Source organism: Variovorax sp. YR266 (assembly GCF_900107295.1).
GTDB lineage: Bacteria > Pseudomonadota > Gammaproteobacteria > Burkholderiales > Burkholderiaceae_C > Variovorax.
Genome location: NZ_FNPM01000008.1, coordinates 272,300 through 287,717, shown reverse-complemented (window position 1 = coordinate 287,717; position 15,418 = coordinate 272,300). Strand labels below are relative to the sequence as shown.

The window sequence follows — 15,418 nt, the reverse complement described above, 5'->3', positions numbered from 1 at the left end:
TCACTCGTCATTCGCGCATCACGCCATCGAGCGGGAGGCCGTGGCCCCCGCTGCACCGTCTTCCGCATCGCCCAGCGCGACCAGCGGTTTCTTCACGCCGAACAGCTTCGGCACCATCACTGCGGCCGTGCCCTGCTCCACATTGCCCAGCCCCGTGACGTGGTAGACCACGCTGGCGGCGGAGACGATGCGCAGCGAATGCGTGACCACCACCACGGTGCGTACCTTGGCCACCGCGAGCAGCGTGGCGAGCAGGTTGCGCTCGCTCTGGAAGTCGAGGTCGTTGCTGGGTTCGTCGAGCACCAGCACCGAGGGCTTGCGCAGAAAGCTCATGGCCAGCGCCAGCTTGCGCCGCTCGCCCACCGACACGCCGGTGCCGCCTTCGCCGACCATGGTGCGGTAGCCATCGGGCAGCCGCGAGATGAAGTCGTGCGCGCCCGAGAGCTTGCAGGCCGCAACGATCTGCTCGTCGCTCTGGCCCGGGGCCGTGCGGCGCATCACGTCGATGAGCGAGCCGCCGAACCAGTAGACCTCCTGCGAGAGATAGCTGATCCAGTGCGACAGCTCTTCGCGGCCGAACTGCGAGAGGTCGTACTCGCCGATGCTGACGATGCCGCGCGTGGGCGTGTACAGGCCCGACAGCAGCTTCACCAGCGTGGACTTGCCCGCGCCGTTGCGCCCGACGATCACGTGCAGCCCGCCCGGGCCGATGTCGAGGTCGACGTTTTCGAGCACCGGCTGCTGCGCTGTTTCGGTGAAGCTGAAGCTCACGTCCTTCAGGGTGATGCGGCCCAGCGGCTGCGGCAGCGTCATGCCCGTGGGCGGCTTCTCGACCGGTTCGCTCAGAACGGTTTCGAGCCGCTTGGCGGCTTCCTTCGCGGTGGCCAGCGAGCGCCAGTTCGACACCAGCCCCGCCACCGGCTGCAGCGCCTTGAGCGCCAGCATGTTCGATGCGACGAGGCCGCCCACCGTCATCCACTGCTCCATCACCGAGACCGCGCCAACGGTCACCACGACGACCGAGAACACGGTGAGCAGCACGGTGGTGCCGTCGCGCGCGGTTTCGATCTGGCCGTTCTTGCTGAAGCTCTCGGTGAGCCATGAGTTGTAGGTCTTGCGCCACATCTCGATGGTCGGCGCGTCGTTGGCCTGGGCCTTGAGGGTTTCGCGCGCGTTGCAGATCTCGGCCGTGACGCGCTCCAGGCCACGGCCGCGCTGCACTTCCTCGACGCGGCCGGAGCGCACTTCGTCGGCCCACCACCACGCGAGGAAAGACATGATGGCCAGGAACAGCGCCACCACCGGCAACACCGGCAGCGCGACGATGCCGATGACGATGAGCGCGAAGATGGCCATCGGCAGGTCGAAGATCGATTGCGCGAGCCCGCCGGTGACGGTGCCGCGCACCGAGGCCACGTCGCGGAAGTACAGGTGCCACACAGAAGCAGGCCGTGCTTCGAGCGCGCGCAGCGGGCGGCCCAGCATCGAATTCAGCAGCGCGCCCGACACACCGTGGTCGATGATGGCGCCCGCATTGCGCAGCAGGCGCGAGCGGCGCGTGCGCAGCCAGAACTCGATGCACAGGAAAAACAGAATGCCGCTGACCAGCGCGGCAAGCGTCGAGGTACCGCTGCGCGAGAGCACGCGGTCATACACCTGCAGCAGGAAGATCGAGGGCAGCAGCCCGAACAGGCTGATGGGTAGCGAGCGCCATGCCGCGCTCTTCACCAGCGGATAGGCCGCTCGGAATGCGGCGTTCAAGGCGCCCGCATAGGGACTGGCGCCAGGTTCGTCTGGCGTGTCGGCAACCAATTGACTGGGCAAGAGGAACTTGATCATGGGAAAGAGCCGATCCGTCGTGCAATGACGCCTGCGTCATTATCAACTGTTACCCGGCTGTTACAAGGCAAAAATTCACTCGCCGTGCACATCAACACGACAGCTTTCGCCTCCCATGAACCGGCTCCGGTTGCGCGGCGCTTCCCTTAACCGCGCAACCGGCCGGACTCCCTGCTTTGGCCTCCCTGTTTGATTGGGGCAAACCCTCTGCGAACACCAATGCGATGTTGGCGCAAAGCAGCATGCAAAGCACCCATGCGCACAGCAGTTGCAGCCAGCCCAGCCACCAGCGGCGCAACGGCTGCCGACGCAGCGGCGCCTCATGTTCGAAGGGCGAATTCGCGAGTACGTTCCATCTCATGGCAGTGCTTTCAAAACCCGGGCCAACCGGGACAGGCCGACGCCCGCTGAACTCTTCGCCAGCACCCAGTCGCCGGGCTGCAGCAGGCTGCCGAGCGCGGTCGACAGATCGGACACGTCGACGAACCAGTGCGAGCGCACCTTGGTGCGAATGCGCGTGTGCAGCGCCCGCATCAGCGGGCCGCACAGCAGCACGCGGTCGGGCTGGGAGGCCAGCAGCTCGGCTTCGAGGTCGAGGTGGTGGCGTTGCGCGGCGGGGCCGAGCTCCTGCATGTCGCCGAGGATCGCCACGCGGCGCGACGGCTCGCAGGGCGCCTGCGACAGCAGCTCCAGCGCCGCGCGCATCGAGCTCGGGTTGGCGTCGTAGGTCTCGTCGATCAGCTTGAAGCTGCCGCCGCCGATGTGAATGGTGTGCAGTGCGCCACGGCCGCCCGGCGGCTCGAAATGCGCGAAGGGCTCGACCGCGGCCGCCAGCGGCAGGCGCATTGCCTGCAGGGCCGCGAGCGCGGCGATGGCGCTCGCGCCCATGTGGCGCCCAGGCGCATTGAGCCGCAGCTGAAAGGGCTCGCCCGCCACCATCGCCTGCACTTCGCCATGGTCGAAGGCGAGCAGGCGCACGTCGGCGTCCTTGTGCTCGCCGCAGGTCACGATCTGCAGCTGCTGCGCCATCGCCGCTTCGGCGAAGGTCGCGAACTCGGGCATGTCGCGGTTGAGCACCACGCTGTCGCCCGGCGCCATGGCCTGGAAGATCCGGCTGTCGAGCCGCGCTGCGGCCTCCGACGGGCCGCGGTGTTTCTGCGACGCAGCCGACAGCCCCGTCACCACCACCAGCGAAGGCCGCACCAGCTGCGCCGACGCCGGCATGTGCGAGGTGCCCATCTCCAGCACCCAGTAGGCCGCGTGCCGCGGCATGCAGGTCATGTTCCAGGCAATGCCCGATGGCAGGCTGACGTTGCCCTCGGGCTGGCCGACCTCGCCCCACACGGTGAGCGCGCCGGCCAGCATGGCGGCAACGGTGCCGCTTGCCGCGCCGTTCGTCGCGCCGCTGCCGAGCACGCCGCACACGCGGCCGGTGAACTCGGCGCGCGCATGGTCGCCCAGCTCCAGTACGGCCTGCAGCACGTTCGACACCTTGAGCACGGGCACGCGCTTGTCGAGGTGCGGCTTGGGGTCGGTGCACAGCACGGCCGCGGCCGGTTGCAGCACGCCCTTGAGCGTGACGGCCGCCAGTGGTGTCTTCGACGGCCGCGTCTGGTGGTCGAACACCACGCGGCCCTTGCGCATGAAAGAGCGCTGCGCCACGCCGGTGGCGCGCCAGCCGTCTTCGGGCTTGACGACCCATTCGCCGCCGGTCACGCGTGCCATCTCGCTCGCGGTCCAGACGGCGCCGTCGTCGCGCGCGCCGCCCACGCCGGTGCTGCCGCCGCCGCCAGTGCCGGCCGCTCCGGGCGAGGCGCGCCGCTCCACCAGGTAGCGGTGATAGGCGACGAAGCCCGACACGTACTGCTCGACGTCGTCGATGCGCACGCGGAACGAGTGATGGCGGATGAAGAACGAGCCGACGACGGTGGAAGGCCGCCGGAAGTACATCGCCATCTCGGGCCAGAAGAAGCCGTTGAGCAGGTAGTGCGCGCGGTAGTCGAGCGCACGGTAGAACTTCTCGACGTCGAGCTCGTCGAGCAGGTGCCGCATCGCGGGCATGCCCTCGAGCCGCTGGAGCATCTGCTGCGCGGCCAGCATGAGTTCGAGCAGCGTCGGGAAGGTGGTCTTCCGGTCGAGCACGAAGTCCAGATACCCCGCCACGTTCTGCAGGCCGAAGCGAAAGTACTTCTCCTGCGGGCTCCAGTGCGTGAGCTCGTACACGCAGCAGCTGAGCCAGTGGTCGTGCGCCTGCCAGTGCTGGCTGGAGATGAAATGATCGAACGCCTTCTCGACCACGGCCAGCCATTGCGGGTCGCGCGTGAGGGCATAGAGGCGCATGAGGCCATAGGCCGCTTCGCCGTCGTAGTAAATGATGCGCGAGGCCTGCTTGACCGTGAGGTCGGCCGCATGCAGCACGTGGTTGAAGCGGCCGGTGGACGGGTCTTGCAGCGAGGCGATGCCGAGCGCGAGCTTTTCCAGCAGCGGCAGCCAGCGGCGCGTGTCCGTCAGCTCGCAGTACTTCACCAGTGCGAGCACGCAGGCCGCGTTGCCGCCGAGCTTGATCTCCCCGCCGGTGTCTACCAGGAACGCCACCGCGCGCCCGTCCAGCAGCGTGTAGTCGCGGATCAGCGAGCTCGTGAGATGGTCGAGCGAGCGGTCGATGGCCGCGCGCAGCGTTTCGTCGCGCGTGAGCTCCCACGCTTCGATCATTGCGTAGAGCGCGCTCGCATGGCGCATCGCGTCGTAGGTCGGAATGCGGCGGTCGAAGCACGGAAAGTAGCCGTACACGAAGAGGCCGTCGCTCTGCACCTGGCGCGCCAGGTACGACGAGCCGCTGCGCACGAGGTCGAGCACCGACTGCGGGTTGAGTGCCGGCAACTGCCGGCGGCCCGCGTCGAGCCCCGTGCCCACCAGCTTGTGCACCACGCCGTCGGGCTGGCAGAACACGCCCACCGTGGCGAGCAGGTAGACCGGCTGGTCCGAGGGCATGTCCAGCGGCGGCGAACTCTGGAAACGCGCCTGGCCGTAGACCTCGAAGTTGCGCGCGTTCACCACCGAATGCGGAATGGTCGAATCGCCGCACAGCATGGCGTTGGCGTTGAGCTCCTGCTCGGTGAAGGCCAGCGCGAAATCTTTGTCGAAGGCCAGGCCGAGGCGGAAGTAGTTGCGCTTGACGGCGGTGAGCTGTGTCTTGAACTGTGCCCAGTCCATCGGGCTCGCGCCCTCGACCCAGTCGATGCGCAGCCACGGCGACACGATGCCGCGCTCGCGCACCCAGCGCTCGGCATGCTCGGCGCCTTCGCGCCAGGCGGTCTCGAAATCGGCGGCCCGCGCGTGCACGACGTGTGCGCGCTGCGAGCCATCGCTCACGGAGAAGAACAGCGTGAACGCCGGGTACGGGGCAGGCAGCGCCGCGCACACCGACACCAGGCGTTCGTGGCAGGCGTGGAGCTGGTCTGGGAAGGACATCATTCGGCTCCGGACGAATGCGGGAGACCGGCCGCGCCCGTCATCTGCTCTCGCTTTGATGACGTGTGCGTGGGCCGGAAACCGCCGTCGTCGAAGTCATCGCGGTGATCCGGTTCAGCGATAGCTGAATTCGGCTCGGCGATTGAGCTGATAGCCCTCCTCGGTGGTTTCGAGCGACGCTGGTTTTTCCAGGCCCCAGCTGATGGCTTCGATGCGCTCGGCGGGTACGCCGAGCTGCGTGAGCGTGCGTTGTACCGAATCGGCACGGCGCTGGCCCAGCGCGAGGTTGTACTCGCGGCCGCCGCGCTGGTCGGTGTGGCCTTCGATCACGACCCGGCTCGCCGGCCGGTTGCGCAGGAAGCTCGCATGCGCCTCGACGATGTTGCGATCGCCCGGCCTGATGTTGTATTTGTCGAAGTCGAAGTAGACGATCTTCGGCACGCCGACCGGTCCGTTCTGCGGCGGCGGCGGCGGTGCCGGCTCCACCTTCGGCACCGCGGTGGCGGCCTTGTTCGAGTAGTAGTACGTTGCATCGTCGCGGCCCGCTTTCGGGGCCGCGCAACCCACGAGGGCTGCGCCGAGGGCGACGATGGTCAGTGTGCGGAAATTCTTTTTCATATCGGTCCTTTCGAGGGACAGGCCGGTGGTGGCCTGTCCCTGGTGCTGCAGCAGCTACTAGCTCCCTCGCCCCTCTTCCTTCTTTGTCTTTTAGTGATCAGCCCAGCAGACCGTGAAGGATGTTCGTCACGGGCGACGCGGCGTGCTCGACCAGGCTAGTGATCGGGGTCACGACATCGGTCACCAGCGGGGTGGCTGCATGTTCGACACCGTTCACCACGCTGCTGACAGCGTCTGCCACCGGAGCGGTGGCCGTCGTGGCACCGGCCAGGATGTCGGTCACCGGAGCCGTCACGTCGTGCACCGCGCCCGTCGCGTTCGAGACGATCGGGGCCACGGTGTCGGTCAGGCCGCTGGCGACCGAGGTCACCGGCTGCAGGATGTTGGCCACCGGGCTGTCGGCGCCGGTCAGGCCGCCGAGCAGGCCACCCACCAGACCGTCCTGACCCAGGAGGCTGCCGACGAGGCCGTCGTTGCCGAGCAGACCGCCTACCAGGCCGTCGTTGCCGAGCACACCGCCGAGCAGGCCACCGGCGTCGCCACCGGTCACGCCGCCAAGCAGGCCACCCACCAGGCCGTCGTCGCCGAGGATGCCGCCGAGCAGGCCACCGGTGTCGCCACCGGTCACACCGCCGAGTACGCCGCCCAGCAGGCCGTCGTCACCGAGGATGCCGCCGAGCAGGCCGCCGTCGCCACCGGTCACACCGCCGAGTACGCCGCCCAGCAGACCGTCGTCACCGAGGATGCCGCCGAGCAGGCCGCCGTCGCCACCGGTCACGCCGCCGAGTACGCCACCCAGCAGACCGTCGTCACCGAGGATGCCGCCGAGCAGGCCGCCGTCGCCACCGGTCACGCCGCCGAGTACGCCACCCAGCAGGCCGTCGCCGCCGAGCACACCACCCAGCAGACCGTCATCGCCCAGGACACCACCGAGGAGACCACCGTCGCCGCCGAGCACGCCGCCCAGCAGACCGTCGTCACCCAGGACACCGCCAAGGAGGCCGCCGTCGCCGCCGAGTACGCCACCCAGCAGGCCGTCGTCGCCCAGGACACCGCCAAGGAGGCCACCGTCGCCGCCGAGCACACCGCCCAGCAAGCCGTCGTCACCCAGAACACCGCCGAGCAGACCACCGTCGCCGCCGAGTACGCCGCCCAGCAGGCCGTCGTCACCCAGGACGCCGCCAAGGAGGCCGCCGTCGCCGCCGAGTACGCCGCCCAACAGGCCGTCATCACCCAGGACGCCGCCAAGGAGGCCGCCGTCACCGCCGAGGACGCCACCCAACAGGCCGTCATCACCCAGGACGCCACCAAGGAGGCCGCCGTCACCGCCGAGGACGCCACCCAACAGGCCGTCGTCACCCAAGACGCCGCCGAGCAGGCCATCGCCCCCCAGCAGGTTGGCCACACCGTCCGTCAGGTAGTCGACTTGAGCCGTGACACCGTTCAGCAACGCGGCCGTCGTGTTCGCGCCGAGCAGTTGATCTGTCAGCGGGCTCAGCAGGCCGCTCACGCCGCCCGCAACCTGGCCAACGAGGCCGTCGACCGGGTCGAGCACGTTGGGGTCGTTCTCCGTGAAGCTGGTGCCGAGCACCGGGCCCAGCAGGCCGTCGACCGTGTCGGTCAGGCCGTCCGCGACGCCGACAACCGGCCCGAGTACGTTGCCCAGGCCGAGCCCGCCCAGCAGGCCGGTGTTCAGGCCGTCGGCCAGGTTGCCGAGCACGCCGTCGGCCGGGTCGAGCAGCGCCGCGCCGGTGCCCGGGGTGCCGCCACCGCCGATGCCACCCAGCACATCGCCGAGCAGACCGCCAAGCAGGCCGTCATCACCCAGCAGGCCACCGACCGGACCGTCTTCGCCAAGCAGGCCGCCAACCAGGCCATCCGGCCCGAGCAGGCCGCCAGCGAGGCCGTCGCCGCCGAGCACGCCGCCCAGGAGGCCATCGTCGCCCAGCAAACCACCCACCAGACCGTCGTCACCGAGCAGGCCGCCCACGATGCCGTCGCCGCCCAGCAGGCCGCCGACCAGACCGTCATCGCCCAGCACGCCGCCCAGAAGGCCATCGCCACCGAGCAGGCCACCCACCAGACCATCGTCGCCCAGCACGCCGCCGAGCAGGCCGTCGTCGCCGAGCACACCGCCCAGCAGGCCGTCGCCGCCCAGCACGCCGCCCAGGAGTCCATCGCCGCCGAGCAGACCGCCGACGAGGCCATCGTCACCCAGCAAGCCGCCGACCAGACCGTCGTCAGCGAGCAGGCCGTCGAGCGCGCCGCCCAGGAGACCGCCTTCGCCACCGAGCAGGCCACCCAGCGGGCTGTCGGAGATGAGGCCGGAGATCGCGCCGTCCTGGCCGAGCAGGCTGTCGACCAGGCCACCGTGGCCCAGCAGCTCGCCGGTGAGGCCGCTGCTGCCCAGCAGACCCGAGAGGGCGCCGTCGCCGCCGAGCAGACCGCCCACGAGGCCGTCGTCGCCCAGAACACCGCCCAGTGCGCTGCCATCGCCGAGCAGGCCACCCAGCAGGCCCTCGTCACCCAGCAGGCCGCCGGTCAGGCTGCCCACCGCGCCGTCGCCAAGCAGGCCGCCCACGAGACCGTCGCTGCCCAGCACATTGCCGAGCAGGCCGCCCACGGCGCCGTCTTCAGCCAGCAGGCCGCCGACGAGGCCGTCTTCGCCGAGCAGGCCACCGACAAGGCCATCGTCAGCCAGAAGGCCTGACACCAGGCTGCCGTCGCCGAGCACGTTGCCGAGCACGCCGCCCAGGAGGCCGTCGTCGCCCACCAGCTGGTCGGTGAGGCCGCCGAGGCCGAGGGCGTCGGTCAGGCCGCTGATGATGCCGTGGTCACCGATCAGGTTGGTCAGGCCGTTGTCCAGCGCGTCGGTCAGGTAGTCGACCTGGCCCAGCACCGTGCCGAGGATGGCGGTCGTGGCGCCCTCGCCCAGCAGGTTGTCGAGCGTCGGGCTCAGGGAGTCGCCCAGCAGGCCGGTCACGCTGCCGACGGTGTTGTCGATAGGGTCGAACTGGTTGGGATCGTTCGGCGTGAACTCGCTGCCGAGCACCGGAGCGAGCACGTCGTCGAGCGTGTCGGTCAGGCCGTCGACCACGTTGTTGACCGGCGTGAGCGAGTCGCCAAGGCCGAGCGCATTGCCGAGGCTGTCGGTGACGTGACCGACGGCGCCGTCGCCTGGATCGAGGAGGTGGTCTGCGTCTGCGTCTGCGTCTGCGTCTGCGTCTGCGTCTGCGTCTGCGTCGGCATCTGCATCTGCATCTGCATCTGCATCTGCATCTGCATCGGCATCGGCATCGGCATCGGCATCGGCATCGGCATCTGCATCGGCATCGGCATCTGCATCGGCATCGGCATCTGCATCGGCATCGGCATCGGCATCGGCATCTGCATCGGCATCGGCATCGGCATCTGCATCGGCATCGGCATCGGCATCGGCATCAGCGTCGGCGTCGGCGTCGGCGTCGGCATCGGCATCGGCATCGGCATCAGCGTCGGCGTCGGCGTCGGCGTCGGCGTCGGCATCGGCATCGGCATCTGCATCGGCATCGGCATCTGCATCTGCATCACCGTCCGCATCCGCGTCGGCGTCGGCATCTGCATCCGAGTCGGCATCCGCGTCGGAGTCGCCCGGCGTGGTGGGCGTGGTCGGATTGCCCGAGCCGACGAGCAGCGGAACAACGCTGTCGCTGCCGCCGCCACCGCCGCTGAGGGCGGCGCCAAGCGCTGCGGCGCCCAGGGCGCCGAGAGCGAATTCACCCAGCCCGATGCCGCTGCCGGCAGCGAGCTTCTTGGTCACGGCCAGGGCAGCGGCATCTGCGTCGCTGTCCGGCGGGGTCACTTGCAGGTCGCCCGAGGCGACATCCACATTCACTTGTTCGAGGCCGCCCGGCAGCTTGGTCGAGCCGATGGTGGCGTCGGTGCCGCCGGTGAACACACCGGCCAGCGGGGCCTTGTTGGTGGCCGATCCGGGGAAGAGAACATTGGCGTGGCCGTCTTGCGGAACGATCACGCGGTCGCCGGCCATCAGAGTCTGATTGCCATCGACGGGAATGCTGACACCGTCGCGCATCACTGCGACACCCGGCGTGGCATTCGATAATGTGCCGATGCTGGACGGGCCAGCAGCTGCGGCGGGCGCCGCCGAGCTCAGCGAGGCAGGAGCGCCCAGCGGAGTGACGGTGGCCTGGGCAATGACCACAGGAGCGACGCCAGCGGCGGCAAGTCCTTCGGTCGAATTGGTCGATGCTTGTTGAGCGGTCATGGCAGCCTCTGTGACAAAAGATGCCTACTAAGGGGCAACTAGCGTGCCGCTTTTTTCGCGCCCCATGCCAAAGCGGTCCAGAGCAATGCAACCTGTTGATTTGTATGGAGATTTTTCTTTAAGCGGGGGTTTCCACCGGGGTATGGAAACAGCTCGTAAGAAGGTCATTTGGCGATTCGTTACGTAACGATGTAACGCCCTGTACCCGGAACATCCGACACATCCCAAGCTCCCGAAGCCGCCTGCGAAACGGCTCGCAAACACGGCCCCCACACACGGCTCCCATCCCTCTTTTTCTTCTGCTCTATCTATATATGTTCAATCCCTCCCAGGAAGACGTGCGCCGCTTCTTCTGCGACGTGTACGCCAAGCACCGGCAGGGCCTGCCGATGGAAGCGCTAGAGACCATCGCGGCCGGCTGGATCGACGAGCACCCCGAGTACCACGAGGACCTTGTCGATGCCGACGCGGCGGTGGCGCGGGTGTACGACGGATCGAACGGGCGCGAGAACCCGTTCCTTCATCTGTCGATGCATCTGTCGATCAGCGAGCAGTGCTCCATCGACCAGCCGCGCGGCATCCGCCAGGCCGTCGAGCTGCTGGCAGCGCGCCGCGGCTCGCTGCTGCATGCGCATCACGAGGCGATGGACTGCCTGGGCCAGATGATGTGGGAGAGCCAGCGCGCGGGCCGGCCGCCGGATGGCGAGGGCTACGTGGCCTGCGTACAGCGCAGGGCCACGAAAGACTAGCCAGTTAGCCGCGAGAGGTTTTCCGGGGCCGCTGCGGCACCGCGCCCTGCTGCTTCGCAGCCTCGCGCAGCAGCGCTGCCATGGCGCCGCGCAGCGCCGAAGGCTCGGCATCGCTGCGCCGCAGCAGCCCGACCGGCTCTTCGGTGCCAGCTGTCTCGATGCGCAACCGCACGAGGCGACCGTCCGCCAGCTCGCCGCGCGCGGCGCCCAGCGGCGTGATCCATACCGCATCGGACACCGCCACCAGCGCGCGCGCCACCGCCACGTCGAGCGTCTGCAATGCGTTGGCCGGCAACACGAGGCCGCGCGCCGACAGGAAGCTCTCGGTGTTGTGGCGCGGGATCGTGCCCTCGCCGTACACCACCAGCGGATAAGCCAGCACCGCCTGCACCGACGCCGCCTTCAGCGCCAGCGGATGGCCCGCGCGCACGGCGAACACCAGCGGCTCGGTGTACAGCAGCTCGAAGCTCAGGCCGCCCATCAGGCGCGGATCGCTCATGCGGCCGACCACCAGGTCGAGCTCGCCGGCGCGCAGCTCGTCGAGCAGCGTGGGGTTGGCGGCGCTCTTCACCACGATCTGCACCGAAGGCCGGCTGTCGCGCAGCCGTGCCAGCGCCATCGGCAGCAGGGCCGGCGCCACGCTCGGCAGCGCGCCGATGCGCAAGCGCTCGATGCGCCCGCCAGCCGCCGGCGCCACGGCCTGCGCGCTGGCGTCGAGCGCTTCGAGCACGCGCAGCGCATGCGCGAGCAGTTGCTCGCCGGCGGCCGTGAGGCCCTGCACGCCGCGCCGGCCGGCCTTGCTGCGCTCGACCAGCCGCGTGCCGACGATGGACTCCAGCTCGGAGAGCGTCTTCGACACGGCCGGCTGGCTCAGCGCCAGCCGTTCGGCCGCGCGCGCGAGGTGGCGCTCCTGCGCTACGGCAACGAGGCAGCGCAGGTGCCGCAACTGCACATTGCGCACGAAGTCCTGGCGAAGATCGGCGGAGTCTTTCAATGCCTTCTGGTTATTGAGAACGGAGCAATCTTCAATTTACATCATCGGATGCCGCTTCTAAAGTGGCGGCTTCCGGATTCGTCCCACGACAGGAGACAACGTACATGTTGACCAAGACCAAGGGCCCCTCGCCCATCCTCACCCCGCGCGACTGGGAAGCCCACCCCAGTTATGTCTACCCCGGCTACAAGTCGACCGTGAAGCGCGGCCCGCAGAAGCCGTTGATTCCGCTGAAGGCCTCGCTCGGCGAACTGCAGCAGCCGGTGTACGGCCACGACAGCATCGGCGAGTTCGACAACGACCTCACGCGCAACGCGCGCCGCAACGGCGAACCGCTGGGCGAACGCATGATCCTCACCGGCCAGGTGCTCGACGAGCGCCGCCGCCCGGTGGCCAACACGCTGGTCGAGCTGTGGCAGGCCAATGCCGCCGGCCGCTATGTGCACAAGGTCGACCAGCACGACGCGCCGCTGGACCCCAACTTCCTGGGCGCGGGCCGCTGCCTGACCGACAGCGAAGGCCGCTACCGCTTCCTCACCATCAAGCCCGGCGCCTACCCCTGGGGCAATCACCCGAACGCATGGCGCCCGCAGCACATCCACCTGTCGCTGTTCGGCCAGAGCTTCGCGAGCCGCCTGGTCACGCAGATGTACTTCCCCGGCGACCCGCTGATGCAGTACGACCCGATGATCACCGGCACGCCCGAGCGCTACCGCAACCGGCTCATCGCCGATTTCAGCCTCGACATCACCGAAGAGGGCTACGCACTGGGCTACCAGTTCGACATCGTGCTGCGCGGTGCAGACGAAACGCCTTTCGAGAACCGCTGAGCCAGGAGACACACACCATGTTGATGACCGCACAGGAAGCCGACTTCGGCCAGACCCCCTCGCAAACCGTGGGCCCCTACTTCGCCTACGGCCTCACCGCCACGCAGTACGGCTACGACTTCGACCAGCCCTTCGACGCCGTGCTGGCGCTCGACAAGGCCAGCGGCCAGCGCATCCGCCTCGAAGGCCGGGTGATCGACGGCGACGGCAACCCGATCAACGACGCGCTGGTCGAGATCAGCCAGCCCGACGGCGAAGGCCGCTATCCGCAGACGCCCGACGAGGCACGCGCCATGGGCTTTCGCGCCTTCGGCCGCGTCGGCACGGGCACCACCGAAGGCAACCGCTTCGTGTTCCACACCGTGAAGCCCGGCGCTGAATCGCCCGGCGAAGCACCGCACATCAACGTGATCGTGCTGATGCGCGGCCTGCTGCTGCATGCGTTCACGCGCGTGTACTTCAGCGACGAAGCCGAAGCCAACGCGAAAGACGCAGTGCTGCAGAGCGTGCCGGCCGATCGCCGCCACACGCTGATCGCCGAGCGCGTGGAGCAAGGCGGCGCAGTGACGTATCGCTTCGACATCCGCATGCAGGGCACTGACGAGACTGCCTTCTTCGACGTCTGATCTCAGGGAAATCCCGAACGCAAAAAAGCCCGCTCGCAGCGGGCTTTTTTGTTATTAGCGAAGCGCTTATTCGGCGCCGTGGTGAATGCGCGATTCGGGCACCGTCTTCAGTTCGCCGGGCAGCGAGCTGATGTAGCTGGCCAGCGTCTTGAGCTCGGCGTTGGTGAACTTCTTGTCTTCGACCTGCTGGCCCATCACCGCATTCGAGCGGCCGAGGTGCGGGTTGTTCTTCACGCGGTACGACTTGAGCGCGACGAACAGGTAGTCGGCATGCTGGCCGGCCAGCTTGGGCACGGTGCCGTCGTTCGGCGTGTTGAAGTTGGCGCCGTGGCACTTGGTGCAGTTGTTGTCGGCGTTGCGGGTGATGAGCGCCTCGACGTTCGAGGGCGTGGCCTTGGCCAGCGTGGCCGGCGGTGCACTGCCGTCCTTCAGACCCAACTGGCTGTAATAGGCAGCGAGGTCGGCGATGTCCTGATCGGTGAGCGTGTCGGCAATGGCACGCATGGTGGGATGCTTGCGGTCGCCGCCCTTGTACGCGGTGAGCGCGGCCGTGATGTACGTGGCGCTCTGGCCGGCGATCATCGGCACCTTGTGGATCTCCGGGAAGCTGGCCTGATAGCCAATGATGCCGTGGCAGCCCACGCACATCGCAACCTTCTTTGCTCCGTCCTGGGCCTTGCCAGTGACTTGCTGGGCTTCAGCCGAGACCGTCACGCAAGCGACAGCAAGGGCAAACATCGTGGTCAACAACTTGTTCATTTTGCGCGCACAATCTCGTGGAGAGTACAGTTTTTCGAATCAACATTCGATTATATGCAGGGGTCCCCTGGAACCCTGTGCAGGCCAACCCTGAGGCTGCACAACGCGTGTCGAGTGTGTTCTTTTCTCCACCCCAGCCTCCGTCTCACTCATCTCACTCATGAAATTCCAGGGCTCAGACAATTACGTCGCCACGCAGGACCTGATGCTCGCGGTCAATGCGGCCATCACTCTCAAGCGCCCGCTGCTCGTCAAGGGCGAGCCCGGCACGGGCAAGACCATGCTGGCCGAGGAAGTGGCCCAATCGCTCGGCCTGCCGCTGCTGCAGTGGCACATCAAGTCGACCACCAAGGCGCAGCAGGGCCTGTATGAATACGACGCCGTGAGCCGCCTGCGCGACTCGCAACTGAAGGACGTCGACGGCGGCGAGCGCGTCAAGGACATCCAGAACTACATCATCAAGGGCGTGCTCTGGCAGGCCTTCACGGCCGACCAGCCGGTGGCATTGCTCATCGACGAGATCGACAAGGCCGACATCGAATTCCCGAACGACCTGCTGCGCGAAATCGACCGCATGGAGTTCTATTGCTACGAGACGCGCGAACTCATCCGCGCCAAGCACCGCCCCGTGGTGTTCATCACCTCGAACAACGAGAAGGAACTGCCCGACGCCTTCCTGCGCCGCTGCTTCTTCCACTACATCAAGTTCCCCGATGCCGAGACGATGAAGCACATCGTCGCCGTGCACTTCCCTGGCCTGAAGCAAGAGCTGCTCACGGCCGCGATGAAGACCTTCTACGACGTGCGCAACCTGCCCGGCCTGAAGAAGAAGCCCTCGACCTCCGAGCTGCTCGACTGGCTCAAGCTGCTGGTGGCCGAAGACATTCCGCTCGAAGCGCTGCAGAGCAAGGACGACAAGGTCGCCGTGCCGCCGCTGGTGGGCGCGCTGCTCAAGAACGAACAGGACGTGACGCTGTTCGAGAAGCTCGTCTTCATGCAACGCAACAACCGCTGAGTCCATGAGCCAGACGCCGCATCCCACGGGGCAGCTGATGAAGCTGGGCATTGCCCAGGCAGTGCTGTTCGTGCTGGGTGCGCTGTTCGGCCGCGGGTTGGGGCTGCTGCTGGGCCTCGATGCCTTCGGCGCCGCCGGCTACGGCAACAAGGAAATCTTCGGGATCCTGCTGATCGGCCTGGGCGGCGGTGGCGGGGTGCAACTGGCGCGCGCCTGGTACGTGCGCAAGTATGGCGATCCCAAAGGCTGAAAA

General features: G+C 67.8%; 11 protein-coding genes. 5 read left to right on the top strand and 6 right to left on the bottom strand.

Going from position 1 to position 15,418, the window contains the following annotated elements:
- Positions 1 to 18 precede the first annotated feature (18 nt).
- The 4 genes from BLW48_RS21905 to BLW48_RS35450 form a co-directional block, all read right to left on the bottom strand.
- Positions 19 to 1,839 carry a peptidase domain-containing ABC transporter gene (locus BLW48_RS21905; protein WP_093177448.1) on the bottom strand — a complete coding sequence of 607 codons (1,821 nt, stop codon included), beginning with the start codon at positions 1,837 to 1,839 and terminating at the stop codon, positions 19 to 21.
- Between the two features lie 357 nt (positions 1,840 to 2,196).
- The gene (locus BLW48_RS21895; RefSeq protein ID WP_093177447.1) at positions 2,197 to 5,313 is read right to left on the bottom strand and encodes a glutamate ligase domain-containing protein; all 3,117 of its coding nucleotides are present in this window, start codon (positions 5,311 to 5,313) and stop codon (positions 2,197 to 2,199) included.
- A 111-nt stretch (positions 5,314 to 5,424) separates the two neighbouring features.
- The gene (gene pal / locus BLW48_RS21890; protein ID WP_093057541.1) at positions 5,425 to 5,928 is read right to left on the bottom strand and encodes a peptidoglycan-associated lipoprotein Pal; all 504 of its coding nucleotides are present in this window, start codon (positions 5,926 to 5,928) and stop codon (positions 5,425 to 5,427) included.
- Between the two features lie 97 nt (positions 5,929 to 6,025).
- Entirely contained in the window at positions 6,026 to 10,192 is a 4,167-nt protein-coding gene (locus BLW48_RS35450) for a hypothetical protein (RefSeq protein WP_177142382.1), read from the bottom strand.
- Positions 10,193 to 10,506: 314 nt separating this feature from the next.
- Between BLW48_RS35450 and BLW48_RS21880 the strand changes: the two genes are divergently transcribed.
- Positions 10,507 to 10,941: a DUF1841 family protein gene (locus tag BLW48_RS21880; RefSeq protein ID WP_093057539.1), complete on the top strand. Its 435-nt coding sequence runs from the start codon at positions 10,507 to 10,509 to the stop codon at positions 10,939 to 10,941.
- Positions 10,942 to 10,945: 4 nt separating this feature from the next.
- On the opposite strand, the gene BLW48_RS21875 is transcribed toward BLW48_RS21880, so the two are convergent.
- Entirely contained in the window at positions 10,946 to 11,935 is a 990-nt protein-coding gene (locus BLW48_RS21875) for a LysR substrate-binding domain-containing protein (protein WP_093177445.1), read from the bottom strand.
- 104 nt (positions 11,936 to 12,039) lie between these two features.
- Between BLW48_RS21875 and pcaH the strand changes: the two genes are divergently transcribed.
- Both pcaH and pcaG read left to right on the top strand, forming a co-directional pair.
- Positions 12,040 to 12,765, top strand: a complete 726-nt coding sequence (gene pcaH, locus BLW48_RS21870; RefSeq protein ID WP_093057537.1) for a protocatechuate 3,4-dioxygenase subunit beta — start codon at positions 12,040 to 12,042, stop codon at positions 12,763 to 12,765.
- Between the two features lie 17 nt (positions 12,766 to 12,782).
- Entirely contained in the window at positions 12,783 to 13,391 is a 609-nt protein-coding gene (pcaG, locus tag BLW48_RS21865; RefSeq protein WP_093177444.1) for a protocatechuate 3,4-dioxygenase subunit alpha, read from the top strand.
- Positions 13,392 to 13,457: 66 nt separating this feature from the next.
- On the opposite strand, the gene BLW48_RS21860 is transcribed toward pcaG, so the two are convergent.
- A complete protein-coding gene (locus BLW48_RS21860) occupies positions 13,458 to 14,150 on the bottom strand; it encodes a c-type cytochrome (protein ID WP_093057535.1) in 693 nt (230 codons plus the stop codon).
- A 160-nt stretch (positions 14,151 to 14,310) separates the two neighbouring features.
- On the opposite strand from BLW48_RS21860, the gene BLW48_RS21855 reads away from it, so the two are divergent.
- Both BLW48_RS21855 and BLW48_RS21850 read left to right on the top strand, forming a co-directional pair.
- Positions 14,311 to 15,165, top strand: coding sequence for an AAA family ATPase (locus tag BLW48_RS21855; protein ID WP_093057534.1), 855 nt, complete (start codon positions 14,311 to 14,313; stop codon positions 15,163 to 15,165).
- Between the two features lie 4 nt (positions 15,166 to 15,169).
- Positions 15,170 to 15,415 carry a hypothetical protein gene (locus BLW48_RS21850; RefSeq protein ID WP_093177442.1) on the top strand — a complete coding sequence of 82 codons (246 nt, stop codon included), beginning with the start codon at positions 15,170 to 15,172 and terminating at the stop codon, positions 15,413 to 15,415.
- The last annotated feature ends 3 nt before the right edge of the window (positions 15,416 to 15,418 follow it).